Genomic DNA, 15,528 nt, shown 5'->3' on the forward strand with positions numbered 1-15,528 from the left:
CTCTGGCTTCCTGACTTCAGAGACATCAAAAGGCTGAGGTCGCGTCGTAAATCCTGGAGTACGATTAATGTCTTCTCTTCCTCATCATATTTTTTCCACACAGGAAATCCGCGTCATTGAGCAAAATCATGCCGCAACCCACAAGGGTCACTGCTTTGACTTGATGGAAAGGGCAGGACGTACCGTTTTCGAGGAAATGCGCAAGGTAAACTCACGTCCGAGCATGGTTTATGTTCTGGCCGGTAAGGGTAATAACGGTGGTGACGGCTACATCGTGGCTGCCTATCTGATGCGCCATCATATCCCTTTCCGTATTTTCGCCACCGACAAGCCACGTGAGAACTCTGAGGCCTTTGCAGCCTGCTCATATTTCATCAAGCTCGGCGGTAAGGTCGAGTATGAGCTGCCTGATCTGATTGAGGAGGCCAACAACGGTAACAGCCCTGATATCGTGATCGACGCCCTGCTCGGTACTGGTCTTAATACCGAGCCTCGTGAGACTTATGTGGAGTGGATTAACTTTATCAACTCCACCCGTGCCTATATCATCGCCGTAGACGTACCATCAGGCGTTAATGCCAATACAGGCCACGTCTATCATGCCTGTGTCACCGCCAATAAGACCGTGTGCATGTTAGGTCTCAAGAGCGGTCTGGTAACAGGCGATGCTGTGGACTATGTAGGCGAAATTGTCTGCAATTCCCTTGGTGTGGACGTCAACTACTTCCACGGTCAGTGTCTTTCCGATGAAAAGTCAGGCGCTTCATATCTGCCTGTCTACCTCAACAGCTATGAGGACATCATTGCTGACCTGCCGGTACGACTGCTCTCAGATCACAAAGGCCGTGCCGGACGTCTGCTGGTAATTGGCGGATCTCACGGCTATGGCGGTTCCATTGCCATCTGTGGTCAGGGTGCACTGCGTGCCGGTGCCGGTCTGGTAAAGGTAGCAACTGCCCATACCAATGTGGGCTCCCTTAACGCTGCACGTCCTGAGCTGATGACTGTTGACTTTGAGGATCTGGATGCGGTAGCTGAGGCCATTGAGTGGACTGACGTTATTGCTCTTGGTCCAGGTCTGGGTACCGATGAGCATGCCATCAAACTGCTCGACATGGTTATTTCCTCAGAAAAGGCCATGGTGCTTGATGCTGACGCTCTCAATATCATGAGTACCCGTGAGCTGCAGGTGCTGCCAAACTCCATTATGACTCCGCATCCGGGCGAGGCTGCCCGACTGCTGGGCTGCTCCATTGCCGATATCAATGCAGACCGCTACAAGGCTGTTTATGAGCTCCAGCAGCGCTGCGGTGGTACCGTACTGCTCAAGGGCGCCGGTACTCTGGTATGCGATGGCAACAAGATTTTCATCATTCGTGAAGGCTCTCCTGCCATGGCCTCAGGCGGTATGGGTGACCTGCTGACTGGCATTATTGCCGCGCTGCGTGCCGAGGGCCTGACTGCCAGCCGCGCCACTATCTGCGGCGCCGCCGTGCATGGCCGTGCCGGCCGCCTCTCTGGTGACTATACAGGTGAGGTAGGCTGTCTTGCCTGTGATCTGCTCCCTTATGTGCGCTATCTGGTAAGTAAGCGTCCAGGCCTTGCAGACCACAACCAGGGTCATATGTCCACCTATGCCGAGCGCGCTACCTCAGTGCTGCTCGAAAACCGCATCATGTTCTGATTCTGGGCGCAGCGCTGCGCCGCCAGCACCGGCGCCGCTGCAGGCGCCGCGCTTACGCCACCATAAACAGGGGCCGTCTCCACCTTGGGGACGGCCCCTGTTGCATGTGGGGCCACCAGCCGCGCCGGCTGCTCCAGCCAGTGCTGCCGGCTGTTCCAGCCTGCGCGGCTGTATGCGCAGATGTGCCGGCGGTTGTCAGGTCAGCTGTCCGGCCAGTTGCCATGGCTGATGCACTGGAGGCGGCTCAGGGCTGTTGCTGACACAATTAGACCATGTGCAGCTTAAGGCAGTGATGACTTTGGTAAGATAGGCATCGGATTATGTATGGACATACTGACTGTGTACGGGCCATATGGCGCGGCGCAGCATTTGAGGAAAGTGGAGAGTATGGCAAATCAGGTTACTTTCACCCTTGCAGATGAAGAGGCAACTCTGGCTCTGGGAGCGGCTCTGGCCAAAGTGCTGAGTGCCCAGTGTGAGCAGACAGGAAACAGGGCCCTTTGTATTAATCTCGAGGGTGATCTGGGAGCAGGCAAGACCACCATGACCCGTGGTCTGCTAAGAGCTCTTGGACATGAGGGTACGGTCAAGTCTCCTACCTATACCCTGGTTGAAAGCTATGAGCCTCAGGGCCCTCAGATGGTGATTTACCACTTTGATCTCTACCGTCTTATGGATCCTGAAGAGCTTGAGCTTATGGGCATTCGCGATTACTTTGCCCGCCGTGGTATCTGCCTTATCGAATGGCCAGACCGTGGTCATGGCCTGCTGCCTGATCCTGATCTTACTGTGGCCATTAAGCACGAAAGCGAGGGCCGGACCGTCACGGTAAGCTCAACTCTGCTCTCATCTGAGCAGCTCAATACTATCGCTGCGTCAGCTGGCTAAGCCCGGCCACTGCTCACGCCTGCCCGGCCGCTGGGCAGCCTGACAGCATGGCTGCCATGGACCTGACCGGTCTTTCAGTCCATAACCACAGTGCCTGACCGGTCTTGCAGGCCATAGCCTAATGCCGTTCCGGCTGTCAGGTCTTGATCTGCGGGCACGTGCCGTGCTCAGAGCAGGGGCGTGCTATAACCGTACGCGCAGCACCAGCTGTTGTTGTCTGCAGCTAACGGCGCAGGCGCTCAATTGCCGTACTGGAGGGGCCAGGCGCCAGACTGAGGCTCTGGCCGGGACGTGTGGCGGGCAGATAATTTTGTCCTTTGCGGCGCGAATTTTTGCACAAAATGCCTGATATAACTTAGAATTAGGAACATTGTTTGTGGTTAATTCAGACCGTTTCCATTCAGGACTTTTCAGCTGACCCCAGGGCTGCCGTATAAGTAACGGCCGGCATCTTTTGACGTGCGCAAAAGAAAGTGCCGCCCCGCCTGACAAGGTACAGTATGCCCACGGTGCAGGCTGCCTCAGTGCCGGCTGCTCCTGGTGCATACTGCCCTGAACGGGCCGAGCTGTGCGGCGGGCAGAGCCGTGCGGCTCAGTCCATGGCTTCCTGGCAGGGCAGAGCCCGCCTGTGTACATATGCATGCTATGCCTCAGCACTCTGCCTGAACCTGATCATGTATTTCTGCGGTTACCATCTTTGTAAGGTTTGCTCATGTTATCAGCTCTGATGCGCTTCTTTCCCCTTGTTACGGGCCTGCTGCTGTCTATGGCAGCGGTGCAGACAGCATTTGCTGATAATATTCTGCGCGTAAGAGCCTTCTCTAATGCCGACAAGACCCGTGTGGTACTTGATCTGGATTACAAGCCGGAGTTCTCCACAGCTCTGAACAAAAACGGCGACCGCTTTGTCGTCCGTCTCAACGACGTCACCAATCACAAGTCCGCCCCGGACCGCATCGCCCTGGAGCCGCGCTCAGTAGTCACATCCTTTGTCAAAAATCTAAGTGGCGATGACGTACGCTATATCTTTGGCCTCAAGGGATCAGGCACCCCAAACATCTTCATGCTTGCCCCTATGAACGGCCAGAATTACCGTCTGGTAGTCGATTTCCCTCATACCGCCTCAGAACGTGCTCCTACCTCTGATCAGGAGGTCAAGGTTCTCTCCCAGAAAGAGGCTGCCAAGCAGGCAGGTACCGGTCAGGGCGCCGGTGTACCTCCGGTCAATGTCATCACCGTTGATGATGCTGATGCTGCCGAAAATGCACTGCTCAACTCCCTGTCCAGTGTAGGTTCTGACGGTATTCGCACCATGACTCCGGCCCAGGTGCAGGAGTATCAGGAGCGTGTTGAGCAGATTAACGCCCGCAAAGAGGCTCAGACAGCTCAGAACAAGAACAATAAACAGCCAGCCCGCCGTCCTCAGGTTGAGGAGGAAGTGCTCGACACCCAGGCTCCGCCTCCACCAAACAGGGTTTCTCTGCCTAAGGCCAATCCTTATGTCATCGCCATTGACGCAGGCCATGGTGGCAAGGATCCGGGCGCCATTGGCAAGCGCGGGGTTAAGGAGAAGAACGTAACTCTGGCTGTTGCTACCCAGCTGGCCAAATACGTAAACTCCAATCCAAGATTCAAGGGCACCCTGATTCGATCCAGCGATGTCTTTGTTGATCTGGACCGCCGCTCTGAAGTTGCCCGTGGTCATAAGGCCGATATTCTTATTTCCATCCACGCAGACTCGGTAGCCTCAGGCTCTTCTGCCCGTGGTGCTTCAGTATGGGTACTGTCCAACAACCGTGCTCAGCGTGAAAATAACAAGGTGCTCAAGGGCGATGGCAAGGGCCAGCTGCTCTCAGGTGTAAGTGAGGTACTGTCCTCAGCTGACAAGCAGAACCCTTATCTTGCTGCCACCATCCTGTCCATGACCTCTGACAATACCCGCTCTGAGGGCTATAACATGGGTCAGGAAATTCTCAACAAGCTGGGCAAGTTCACCAAGCTGCACAAGAAAGAGCCAATTCACGCCTCGCTTGCAGTATTAAAGTCCCCTGATATTCCATCATTACTGATTGAGACCGGCTTCCTGTCCAATCCTTATGAGGAAATCCAGCTCAATCAGCCTAATTACCAGAAGCAGATTGCCTACGCTATTTATCAGGGTATTGTGGCCTATTACGAGAAGTACACCATTCAGCACATCAAGAGCCGCTATGAGAGTGCTATCCGTACCGGTGCTGCCAAGGTCAGGATTCACGAAGTTCAGAAGGGTGAGTCCCTGTCGGTAATTGCCCAGAAGAACAAGACCACAGTCTCCGCCATCAAGGCCTACAACAAGCTCACCAGTGACAATATCCGCATTGGTCAGAAGCTCATCATCCCATAATCATCTCATAGCCGGTTGCAGCTGGGGCCCATATCAGGGCTGCATACGTAACCGGCCCGGGACGGACCTGGCATCCAGAAGTCCGGACATCCATACGTCCAGAAATTCAGGCATCCTGCCATCCGGATATCCATGCGTCCAGAAATTCAGGCATCCTGACATTCAGGTCCGTCCCGTCAACTCTTTCCCTCAGACCATATGCTGACAGTGCACAGTCTGCCTGCGGTATATACCTGAGCGGTCAAAACCTCTATACTCAAAGATCGTCACTTTCTCATCCCTGTCCGCACAGAACGTGCCCTCATCTGCTCCCGACATCAGTGTCTGCAGCAGCTGAGCCCGGGCCCTTTGTGCCAGTCAGTGCGTCATGGCCAGTGGTCGCCACGCATACCGGCAGCTGCGGCACAGCCTGCATCTGCAGCCGCAGCAACAGCTGCTGCGGGCGCGACAGCTGCAGCTGGCGCAGCAAGGGCTGCTGCATCAGCGGCGGGGCGAGGGTGATATTGTCAGGGAGCATTGTTTTTCAGCGGGTTTGTTATGCCAATCAAGCGACTTTCTGTGCAGCTGGCCAATCAGATTGCGGCCGGTGAGGTAGTAGAGCGTCCTTCCTCTGTGGTCAAGGAGCTGGTAGAAAATGCCGTCGATGCCGGCGCTACCGTTATTACTCTGGAAATTCGCGGATCAGGCAAGCAGCTTATCAAAGTCACTGACAATGGTAAGGGTATTCCTGAGGATGAACTGGCTCTTGCTCTGGCTCCTCACGCCACCTCCAAAATTGCCTGCCTTGAGGATCTGGCTGCCATTGTCACCATGGGCTTTCGTGGTGAGGCTCTGGCCTCCATTGCCTCAGTATCCCGACTGTCACTTATCTCCCGTACGGCCGATCAGCCTCATGCCTGTCAGGTAGAGGTATCAGGACCTGAGCAAAATCCCGTAGTAGCTCCGGCAGCCCATCCTGTTGGTACCTCGGTAATTGTCAGCGATCTCTTCTTTAACACCCCGGCCCGCCGTCACTTCCTCAAGTCAGACAAAACTGAGTTCAACCACATCAAGGATCTGATGATCCGTCTGGCGCTGGTCAATTACGGCATTGAGTTCAGGTTCATTGCTGACGGTAAGACTGTGCTGCATGTACAGGCTCAGACCAGAGCCCGTCTTGGCGATCGTATAGCCCAGCTGCTCGGCCGTGAGTTTAAAAACGACGTGCTGCGCTTTGACAATGGCGATGAAAGCTATGTCAATGCCTACCGCCGCTATCTCAATCTGGCTGTGCCCTCTGACAGCGGCGCCGACGTAATTGATGACGGTCTGAGTCCTGATGATTATGATCCGCTCAGTCGTCAGGTGCTTTCCATTTACGGTGTACTGGTCAGGCCTCAGTCCTTTACCCGTGCTACCCCCGATCGCCTGCTGACCTTTCTCAATGGCCGCTGCATTTCTGATCGTACAGTGAACCATGCCATACGTGAGGCTTACCTCAATGCCGTGCAGCAGGATATGGACTTCAAGCCGTGCATACGTGGCGTTATTTTCATGGAGTGCGATCCGCGCACTGTTGATGTCAACGTTCATCCACGCAAGGATGAGGTGCGCTTTCACAATTCCAGCATCATCCATGACTGCATTCTGGCCAACGTAAAGTCAGTTTTTGAGCTCAACCATATCAACAGGGGCAATGCCCGCATGGGCAGCCTTGGTGTCGATGACGTCACCATTGTCGATCATTCAAAGGCTCCGCAGGACGGCATCAGCCCTGAGGAGATCGTACGTCGCCGCCGCGAAGCTCTGGGCACTGAGCGCAGCCGCCAGTACGCCGCTGCCATCGAGCAGTACCTGAGCTCCAGCCTGAACCCGCTGCACCCTTTGCCAGACGGCGAAAGTGCCGCCCAGACTGCCGCCGCCGGGGGCTCTGCTCCCGGCGACACAGGCGCTGCAGCTCTTACCGGCCGCCTGTGCTGCTTTGCCGACCTTCTGGCACGAGCCCGCAAGGGAGATGCATCATCTCAGGCACTGGAGTTCATTACCAGGCTGCGCCACGGCCAGCTCGGTACTGACCATCATCCATCGGCGCAGCCGCAGGGCGGCATGGCCCCACATGATGGCATTGAACAACAGGGCGGTATAGCGCCACAGGAAGGCATGGCACCGCAGAGCGGCATGGCACCGCAGAGCGGCATGGGACCGTCCGCACAGCCGTCATACGGCCGGGGCGGCATCTGGAATGGCAGTCTCTTTGATGAAGAAGAGGACATACTCCCAGATACCGGCAGCTCCAGCGGAGGCTCAGGTTCAGGCTTAAGCTGCAGCTCCGGCCCTGCTCAGAGCAGTCAGGGGCAGGCAGGGGCGCATGATGACGGCAGCGATGTGCTTGAAGATGATGATGAGGGCCACCAGAGCGGCTTTTCAGGGCAGGGCGGCGGTTCTGCCCGCCGTGCCGGTCTTTCAGGAGCTGTTAACAGGGGCAACAGTGCTTTTAGCCTTGATTTCCTGTTGCAGACCCAGGAGCGCGAGCGCATCACCCGCATGCTCAACAATGCCTCCCGCAAGGGCCAGGCAGCCGATGAGAGTTCACAGCCGCCTCAAGCTTCCTCAACAGCCGAAACAGTTGATGATGCTTTTGCCCAGTCAGCGGCCGAAGCCCTTAACTGGGCGGCCGCCGCTGACAGTACCTCTGGTGCTGCCAGCAACGCCGCCGGGCACAGTCCTGAGCCAGGCACTGCCCTGGGCTCAGAGCAAAGCCCAGAGCCCGGCTCAGCTCACAGCTCTGGCCCGTCCGGCCTGGTCTTTGACAGCGCAGCCAGTCTGGAGCGTGCCCGTGCCATGGCCTGTCAGGCCCATGACGAGGAGTGCTCAAATGAGGGCAGCGCAGTGCCAGATGCAGACGCTGCTGGTGCAGCAGGGGCTGACAGCCGCCAGGACGATCAGGTTCTACACCGCTCCATGATGAGTGATGCGGCGACAGCTCATGGCGGAGATGCGCATGCCGCTGCAGCAGCGGCTGCTGCAGAAGCTGCTGCGGCCGCAGCCTCAGCCATGGACAGCCATACGGGCACATCAGGCAACTGCGATTACGGTTATGCCATGGGCGCCGGGCAGGGCAGCGATGCGGACCATGACCCGGGCCGTGATTACGGGCAAGACTATGCCTGTGACTATGGTGACAGGTATGCAGGGGCGGGCGGTACTGATGCTGGTCCGGTAATGGACTGTCCGGGTATGCAGCGCATGAGTGCGGATCAGGTAAGCGAGCTGATGTCGCTTCAGGGCAAATGTCAGTTCCAGTCGCTGGTAACGGCTGATGTGGCCCTGATGAATATTGGCAGCCGCTATTTCATGGTGCGCTGCTCTGAGCTGTATTACAGTCGCAGTGCCTTTGAGTATGCCCGCGATGTGCAGGGGGATCAGGTCAAATCAAATGAGCTGCCTATGCCTTTTGCCATACGCTGTGATGGCGCGCTGATTCAGGCCTGCCGCTCTCTTGAGGTGGTGCAGGCAGCTGCACGCTGCGGCTTTGGGGTGCGCAGTGTGGCCATACGCTCAAGTATAGAGCTCAGCACCATTCCGTCTCTGGCATCAGGTTGCAACCTGGCAGCTGTAGCCCTTGAAGCACTGCGCATAATTGCCGCGCAGACCGCCATGATTAATCTTGAGGCCAGGTGCCCGCAGCAGCTTGCTGAACTTATGGCCCGCTGCCGCCCGGTAGCCATTAATACGGCCTATGATGCCCGCAATCTGATTGAGGGCATAGACAGCATGATGTCACTGCAAAAAGCCGCCGAGCAGGGGGCCCTGATGGAAATAAGCCTGCTTGATATGGCCCGGGTGCTGCTGGGTGCGCGCAGCTGAAAACTCAGCGGCCAGACTGACCCGGCATCGCCCTTGGCGCCGGCCCGCCAGTGGGCAGGGCCAGCCAGGCAGGGCCAGCCGGGCAGAGGCACTTTGATTTGCGATTAACCTATTAATACCAGGAGAATCCTGACTTATGTATGAGGCTGTAGTAATTCTGGGCCCGACGGCATCAGGTAAAAGCGCTCTTTCTCTGGAGCTGGCACGTCATTACCGTGCCGAAATTATTTCCCTTGATTCAGCCCTGATTTACAGGGACATGGACATAGGAACAGCCAAACCGTCAGCCGAGGAAAGAGCTGTCTGTCATCATCACCTTATCGATATCTGTGATCCGGCTGAAAGCTACAGTGCCGCCTCATTTCGTCATGACTGCATTGAACTGGTCAGAGATATCAGGGAGCGTGGCGCCCTGCCGGTAATCTGTGGCGGCACCATGATGTATTACAAAGCCCTGGTTGAGGGGCTGTCGCCTCTGCCTGAGACTGACCTGCAGGTGCGTGCAAAGGTACAGGCCATGGCCGATGAGAAGGGCTGGCCGGCGGTGCATGAGCTGCTCAGAGAATTTGATCCCGTGCTGCATGAAAAGCTTGCTCCCAACGATCGTCAGCGTGTGGCCAGAGCACTTGAGGTTTACTACATGACAGGCCGGGCCATGAGCTCTTACTTTTCCGAGCCTAAAAACGAATGTCCTTTCAGCCGTTTTGAAATGGTGCTGCTCCCTGAGGGCAATGATCGCAGTGCCCTGCGTGTGCTGATACGCCAGCGCTTTGAAAAGATGCTTGAGGACGGTCTTATTGACGAAGTTGCAGAGCTGCTGCAAAGAGGCGACCTTACAGATGACATGCCGTCCATGCGCTCGGTAGGCTACCGTCAGGTGGCCATGTATCTGCGCAAGGAGGTCAGTTATGAGGAAATGATTGAGCTCAGCGTCATAGCCACGGCCCGCCTTGCCAAGCATCAGATGACCTGGCTGCGTGGCGGCCTTAAGGATGTGGGCAGCAGTGACGAGCTGGTGCGTCATGTCCTTACCATCGAGGACAGAAACAAAACCCAGCGCATGCTCGAGCTTATGGCAGCCGAGCCCTCTTTCGAGCAGTACCGTATCAGTCCTCAGCCTTAGCGCAGCCGGACGCGCAGCCGGGCGTGCCGCCGGACGTGCCGCCCGGCAGCGCCTGAGGCCGCGCCACGGCCCTGTCCGCCGCGCCAGGGCGGCGGTTGCAGGCAGGCGCGCTCCAGCAGGGGCCATATAGTCACAAAGGCTGATAATTATGGCAAAATAGCTATTCCCAGGGGAAAGGACTTTTCATAGGGCTGCTGAGGATGCAGTTGTGATACGCAGGATATGACCACTGAGGTCATTGGGTGCAGACGCTGCAGATCAGTATCAGCCTGAGATTTGTGTAACAGAGCAGAGAGGCGGTGAGTATGGCTACAGAACGTTTAGATAAGAAAAGCCGTGATCATTATTTGAGGCAGGAGACCTTTATTGCCAAGGCTCTGGGGATTAACGAAGACGATGCCCTTACTGATGAGAGAATGGAGCTCAGTCAGCTTATCTACGAACTCGATGGCAATATCAAGGCCAATGAGGTGAATCTTTTTGAGAGTGACCCGAGAATTCTGACTCCGGCCAACATGAGCTCATATGTCGAGGACATGATTGCAAAAAGTACTGAAATCAGCACCATTGCAACCACCATGGCGCCGATCTGGGCCCTCGATTACATCAAGATCTTCATGTTCGATCTGGAGCGTCTTATTGACCTTGGCGACAACAGATTCCGCCAGAACTATGTTTTCTTCACCCGTGCCCTGAACGCTGCCCTTGAGCGCAACGACATGGTGGCTCTGGCTGATCTTTTCGGCGGCGAGTGCCCGTCACTGCTGCGCTCCATCCTCAACCTGCGCGCCTGATAAGCTGACAGCGCAGCCCCGTCAGACATGCCACGTACCCTTAAGGTCCAGGCCAGCGACCAGCCCTGCGGCCTGCACGGGCAGCCCAGCCCTGGTGGCCTGCCTCAGGCCGCACCTGCAGGCGCAGCCTGAGGCGGGCTGGGATGTCATGACGGAGGCTGACTGAGATTATTAATACAGATGCTGGGAAGCATTGAGCATTCTTTAAAGGAAAAAATTATTTATGGCAGAAAAGGAGTTTGAGCCCCTTGGTAAAACCATTCTGGTGCATGTGGAGCTCCCTCAGGCCAAAAACCAGGAAGATCTGGAAGAGCTGCACAGACTTGCAGAATCAGCAGGTGCAGATATCTGTGATGCTGTAGTGTGCCGCCGTGACGGCATTGATCCTCGAACCTATGTAGGTTCAGGCAAGGTAGTTGAAATTGCCGATGCCGTAAAGGCTCATGAAGCTGAGGTCGTGGTCTTTAACAGCCCGCTGACTCCGGCTCAGGAAAGAAATCTGGAAAAAGAGACCGGCGTCAGAGTAATGGACCGCATTGCGCTGATTCTGGTGATTTTCGCCATGCGTGCCCGCACCTATGAGGGCAAGCTGCAGGTGGAACTGGCGCAGCTGCGCTATGAGCAGGCCCGTCTGGTACGTGGCTGGACTCACCTTGAGCGTCAGAAGGGTGGCTTTGGTCTGCGTGGCGGTCCTGGTGAAACTCAGATTGAGCTTGACCGTCGTGCTCTGCGTGAGCGTATTGCTGCCATTAAGGAAGATCTTGAGGTAGTAGCACGCCGCCGTGAGCAGAACCGTCAGGAGCGTAAGAAAAACGCCATTCCTGTGGTCTCATTCGTAGGTTATACCAATGCCGGCAAGTCCACGCTCTTCAACCGTCTGACCCGCTCTGAGGTCTATGCTGCTGATCAGCTCTTTGCCACCCTGGACCCTACATTGCGCAATATGGTGCTTCCGACAGTAGGACGTGTGGTTTTTGCTGATACCGTAGGTTTTATCCGTCATCTGCCTCATGAGCTGGTAGCTGCTTTCCGCGCTACCCTTGAGGAGACCATTCAGTCTGATCTGCTGCTGCATATTATCGATATTGCCGACCCTCGTATTGAGGACAATATCGAGGCTGTAAACGCCGTACTTGAGCAGATTAAGGCCGATCAGGTTCCATCTCTGCTGGTATTTAACAAGGCTGACCTCAAAGAAGAGGTTGCTGTGGGCATTGTGCGCGATGAAACCGGCCGCCCGGTACGTGTCAATGTCTCGGCCCGCAACGGTCTGGGCCTTGATGAGCTGCTGCAGGCCGTATCAGAGCTGCTCACTCTTGATCAGTGTGAGTTTGAGGTTCGTCTTGAGCACACGGACGGCCGTCTGCGCTCCATGCTCTATGAGCTCAAGGCCGCTCAGTCAGCAGGCTATGATGACATGGGCCACGAGCTGCTCAAGGTACGTCTTAAGCCTGCAGATGCAGCCCGTATTGAAAAGCAGTCCGGCGGACGCCTGAGCGCCTGTCTGGTTGACCGCTCCAATGGTCTGCCATGGCAGCAGGAAGAAAGCTTCGATTTTGAAGACATAGACTGACAGCAGGGCTCAGTCTGCTGCATGCGACCGCCTGCAGCAGGCAGGCTCCGGTTCATGGCCCAGGCATACTCCGCCATGGCCCCGGGCAGCTGCCGCTTTGGCGGCGGGCTTTGCCTGGGGCTGAGCGGGTGCCGGAGCGGGTGCCGGAGCAGTAAGCTAAGACTAATTATCACTGTCTCCTGACTTTTCCAGGTCTATTACAAGGTTTTGCGTATAGAATTGACAGGTTAACTGCATGTCCTGTTGATTTTTCCCTCCTCCCAGGACGGGAGCCGGTGGCCCTGAGGCCACTGCAAGCGCAGTTTTATTTGCAGTTTTCACCGGGATGTGAAGTCCAGGTGAGGTCGCAATAACATTTCTTTATTACGGCTGGAACGTTTGTCCACTGAGCTGGCCGCCATCTCGCAGCATGAGGGGCTACAGAGCAGCTGTCTGAGCCTTACCATTGCTGAAAGGGAGTGCAGGCAGGGCCGGTCTTTGGAGAAACAGCGAGTTTTGCATGATAGAAAACAATTCCAATATGGGATGGAATCCTCCAGGCCAGAAGCCTGACGGGGAAAAAGATGCCAACCCACAGAGCAATGAGCGCGACCCTCAGGGAGGCGCTAACAACAATAATGAGGACCCATGGGCCCGCTATCGCAACAAAGATAATGATGGCGATCTCACCAACCTGTTCAAAAAGGCTGAAAAGCTTCTGAGCGGCAAGGGCGGCAGCGGCAAGGGCAAGGGCTTCAACCAGAAGAACGGCCTCAAGGGCATAGCAACTGCCCTGGCAGCTGTGATGCTGGGTATTTTCATTTTTAACGGTTTCTATACTGTGCGCGAAGCTGAGCGTGGCGTAGTACTGCGCTTTGGCAAGATCTACGAAGTAGTGGATCCAGGTCTGCAGTGGAAGATCCCGGCCATTGATCAGGTCAATACTGTTGATATTGAGCAGGTGCGTTCCATTCAGTCTTCAGGTGCCATGCTTACTGAAGATGAGAACGTGGTTATCGTGGAAATGGACGTTCAGTACCGTATTTCCGATCCTGTGCAGTACCTGTACTCAGTAACCAGCCCTGACAACTCTCTGATGGAAGCAACCGACAGTGCACTGCGCTATGTGGTCGGTCATACTCTCATGGATGACATTCTGACCTCCGGTCGTGAGCGTGTCCGTCAGGATACCCGTGAGCTGCTCATTTCCATTATTGAGCCTTACAAGATGGGCCTGACCATTGTTGACGTAAACTTCCTGCCAGCCCGTGCACCTGATGAGGTTAAAGAGGCCTTTGACGATGCCATTGCTGCTCAGGAAGACGAGCAGCGTTTCAAGCGTGAGGCCGAAGCCTACGCCAATGAAGTGCTGCCACGTGCCGAAGGTCAGGTACAGCGTATCCGTCAGCAGGCCGAGGCCTACCGTTCACGTGTAGTTCTCGATGCCCAGGGTGAGGTAGCACGCTTCGAGCAGATCCTCCCTGAGTACACTGCCGCTCCGGAAATTACCCGTACCCGTATTTATCTTGAGACCATGCAGGAAGTGCTGGGCAACTCCTCCAAGATCATTCTTGATACTCCAGAGGGTTCATCACCTGTACTGTATCTGCCGGTTCCTCAGGGCAATGGCGCCCCACGTGCCACCGCTCCATCCACCGGTTATCCAGCCGCAGGATCAGCTCCTTCAGCCTATACACCTTCTTACAACAGCAGTTCTGCAGGCAGTTCATCTGCCGGCAACGCCACTCCGGTACGCCGCTCTGCTGACCGCTCAGTAGGCTATGGTTACTCTCAGGGAGGTAGACAGTAATGCGCGGTTCAACTTTTAACCTGCTGCTGTCAGGTCTTCTGATTCTGGTTTTTGTAGGCTTCAACTCTGTCTTCGTTATCAACGAGGGCAATGTGGGTATTGTGACCCGATTTGGCAAGGTGCTCAGAAACTCTGATTCTGAGCTGGCCGTTTCCAATCCTGGTCTGCACTTCAAGATTCCTTTTATCGACAAGGTAAGAGTGCTCGATGCCCGTATTCAGACTCTTTCTGCCCGTGCTGACCGCTTTGTGACTGCCGAGAAGAAGGATCTCATCATCGACTCCTACGTAAAGTGGCGCATCAGCGATCCGTCCACTTTCTACCTGACCACAGCCGGTGGCAATATCATGCAGGCTGAGGAACTGCTGCGCCGCAGAATTAACAACTCCCTGCGCAGCCAGATTGGTCGTCTGACCATTCATGAAATTGTTTCCGGTCAGGAAAAAACCGGCACCTACGGTGAAATGGACAGCTCCTTTGACAGCGTCACCGAGCGCCGTGATCTGGGCCGCACCATTGCTGCCACTGACAAGAGCAGAGTCAATGATGCTGATGACACCTTAAAGGTTGATTCAGACAAGATTGCCGACTCTCAGAGTGATGTTGAGAACATCATCAGCAGCTCCAAGCGTGATCAGGTTATGCAGAATGCTCTGCGTGATCTGGGCAAGAGCTCCACTGAGCTGGGCATCAAGATCGTTGACGTTCGTATCAAGCAGATCAACCTGCCTCCTGAGGTCTCAAACTCCATTTACCAGCGTATGCGCGCCGAGCGTGATGCCGTAGCCAAGCTGCACCGCTCTCAGGGCCGTCGTGAGGCTGAAACCATCAAGGCTCAGGCCGATCGTGAGGTAGCCATCAAGATCGCTACCGCCGAGCGTGAAGCCCGTCGCCTCATGGGTGCCGGCGATGCCGAAGCCACCCGTATCTACGCCAATGCCTATACTCAGAATGCCGAGCTTTTCGACTTCCTGCGTTCCATGGATGCCTATCGCAAGTCCATGGCCAAGGGCAATGATGTACTGGTGTTAAAGCCTGACAGCGAGTTCTTCCGCTACTTTGGCGATCCTGCCAACTCCAAGGTCCGCCCATAAGCTGACCGCAAAAAGAGGCATGCAGATCAGGCTGCACGCCTCTGCAATAAAGGCTCCCACCGGGAGCCTTTATTGTATGGGCCGTATTGGCGCAGCCCCGCTGCTGCAAAGCAGCGCTGCAGCTGCCGCCAGGCAGGACGCCACCAGGTGGCACGGCCCTGCAGCCTGCGGCCTGCGGCCTGCAGCCAGCGGCCATGGGGCCGGTCATGCCCTGATACGGACAGGTATGCACCAGTGCCCTGTAGTCCTGGTCCAGGGGGGAGCAAAAGTGAAAAATATCTGATTTTGTTAAGCTGAACAGATGATATTTTTTTCCTGGCGGGCTAAAATAAATAAAGCGTTTTGTTTTCAGAG

The 15,528-nt window shown here is 55.7% G+C and carries 9 protein-coding genes; all 9 read left to right on the plus strand.

The window, feature by feature from the left end; translation table 11 throughout:
* Nucleotides 1-67 precede the first annotated feature (67 nt).
* Entirely contained in the window at nt 68-1,684 is a 1,617-nt protein-coding gene (locus tag MXE39_RS04045) for an NAD(P)H-hydrate dehydratase (RefSeq protein WP_246977527.1), read from the plus strand.
* Nucleotides 1,685-2,071: 387 nt separating this feature from the next.
* Nucleotides 2,072-2,572, plus strand: coding sequence for a tRNA (adenosine(37)-N6)-threonylcarbamoyltransferase complex ATPase subunit type 1 TsaE (gene tsaE / locus MXE39_RS04050; RefSeq protein ID WP_246977526.1), 501 nt, complete (start codon nt 2,072-2,074; stop codon nt 2,570-2,572).
* A 712-nt stretch (nt 2,573-3,284) separates the two neighbouring features.
* Nucleotides 3,285-4,955: an N-acetylmuramoyl-L-alanine amidase gene (locus MXE39_RS04055; RefSeq protein ID WP_246977525.1), complete on the plus strand. Its 1,671-nt coding sequence runs from the start codon at nt 3,285-3,287 to the stop codon at nt 4,953-4,955.
* 537 nt (nt 4,956-5,492) lie between these two features.
* Nucleotides 5,493-8,801 (plus strand): DNA mismatch repair endonuclease MutL, encoded by a 3,309-nt coding sequence (mutL, locus tag MXE39_RS04060; protein WP_246977524.1) that lies wholly within the window; start codon nt 5,493-5,495, stop codon nt 8,799-8,801.
* Nucleotides 8,802-8,937: 136 nt separating this feature from the next.
* Entirely contained in the window at nt 8,938-9,924 is a 987-nt protein-coding gene (miaA, locus tag MXE39_RS04065; protein WP_246977523.1) for a tRNA (adenosine(37)-N6)-dimethylallyltransferase MiaA, read from the plus strand.
* 305 nt (nt 9,925-10,229) lie between these two features.
* On the plus strand, nt 10,230-10,718 hold the full coding sequence (locus MXE39_RS04070; RefSeq protein ID WP_246977522.1) for a hypothetical protein: 489 nt from the start codon (nt 10,230-10,232) through the stop codon (nt 10,716-10,718).
* Nucleotides 10,719-10,941: 223 nt separating this feature from the next.
* The gene (gene hflX / locus MXE39_RS04075; protein WP_246977521.1) at nt 10,942-12,291 is read left to right on the plus strand and encodes a ribosome rescue GTPase HflX; all 1,350 of its coding nucleotides are present in this window, start codon (nt 10,942-10,944) and stop codon (nt 12,289-12,291) included.
* Nucleotides 12,292-12,790: 499 nt separating this feature from the next.
* Entirely contained in the window at nt 12,791-14,080 is a 1,290-nt protein-coding gene (gene hflK, locus MXE39_RS04080; protein WP_246977520.1) for an FtsH protease activity modulator HflK, read from the plus strand.
* Nucleotides 14,080-15,174 carry a protease modulator HflC gene (gene hflC, locus MXE39_RS04085; protein WP_246977519.1) on the plus strand — a complete coding sequence of 365 codons (1,095 nt, stop codon included), beginning with the start codon at nt 14,080-14,082 and terminating at the stop codon, nt 15,172-15,174. Before hflK ends, hflC begins: the two co-directional genes overlap by 1 nt.
* Nucleotides 15,175-15,528 lie beyond the last annotated feature (354 nt).

The sequence above is a fragment of the Anaerobiospirillum sp. NML120511 genome (assembly GCF_023050955.1).
GTDB lineage: Bacteria > Pseudomonadota > Gammaproteobacteria > Enterobacterales > Succinivibrionaceae > Anaerobiospirillum.

Bases quoted from the DNA above. Each gene is read 5' to 3' on its own strand.
- MXE39_RS04045 (WP_246977527.1), top strand. From the start codon at position 68: ATGTCTTCTCTTCCTCATCATATTTTTTCCACACAGGAAATCCGCGTC.
- tsaE (WP_246977526.1), top strand. From the start codon at position 2,072: ATGGCAAATCAGGTTACTTTCACCCTTGCAGATGAAGAGGCAACTCTG.
- MXE39_RS04055 (WP_246977525.1), top strand. From the start codon at position 3,285: ATGTTATCAGCTCTGATGCGCTTCTTTCCCCTTGTTACGGGCCTGCTG.
- mutL (WP_246977524.1), top strand. From the start codon at position 5,493: ATGCCAATCAAGCGACTTTCTGTGCAGCTGGCCAATCAGATTGCGGCC.
- miaA (WP_246977523.1), top strand. From the start codon at position 8,938: ATGTATGAGGCTGTAGTAATTCTGGGCCCGACGGCATCAGGTAAAAGC.
- MXE39_RS04070 (WP_246977522.1), top strand. From the start codon at position 10,230: ATGGCTACAGAACGTTTAGATAAGAAAAGCCGTGATCATTATTTGAGG.
- hflX (WP_246977521.1), top strand. From the start codon at position 10,942: ATGGCAGAAAAGGAGTTTGAGCCCCTTGGTAAAACCATTCTGGTGCAT.
- hflK (WP_246977520.1), top strand. From the start codon at position 12,791: ATGATAGAAAACAATTCCAATATGGGATGGAATCCTCCAGGCCAGAAG.
- hflC (WP_246977519.1), top strand. From the start codon at position 14,080: ATGCGCGGTTCAACTTTTAACCTGCTGCTGTCAGGTCTTCTGATTCTG.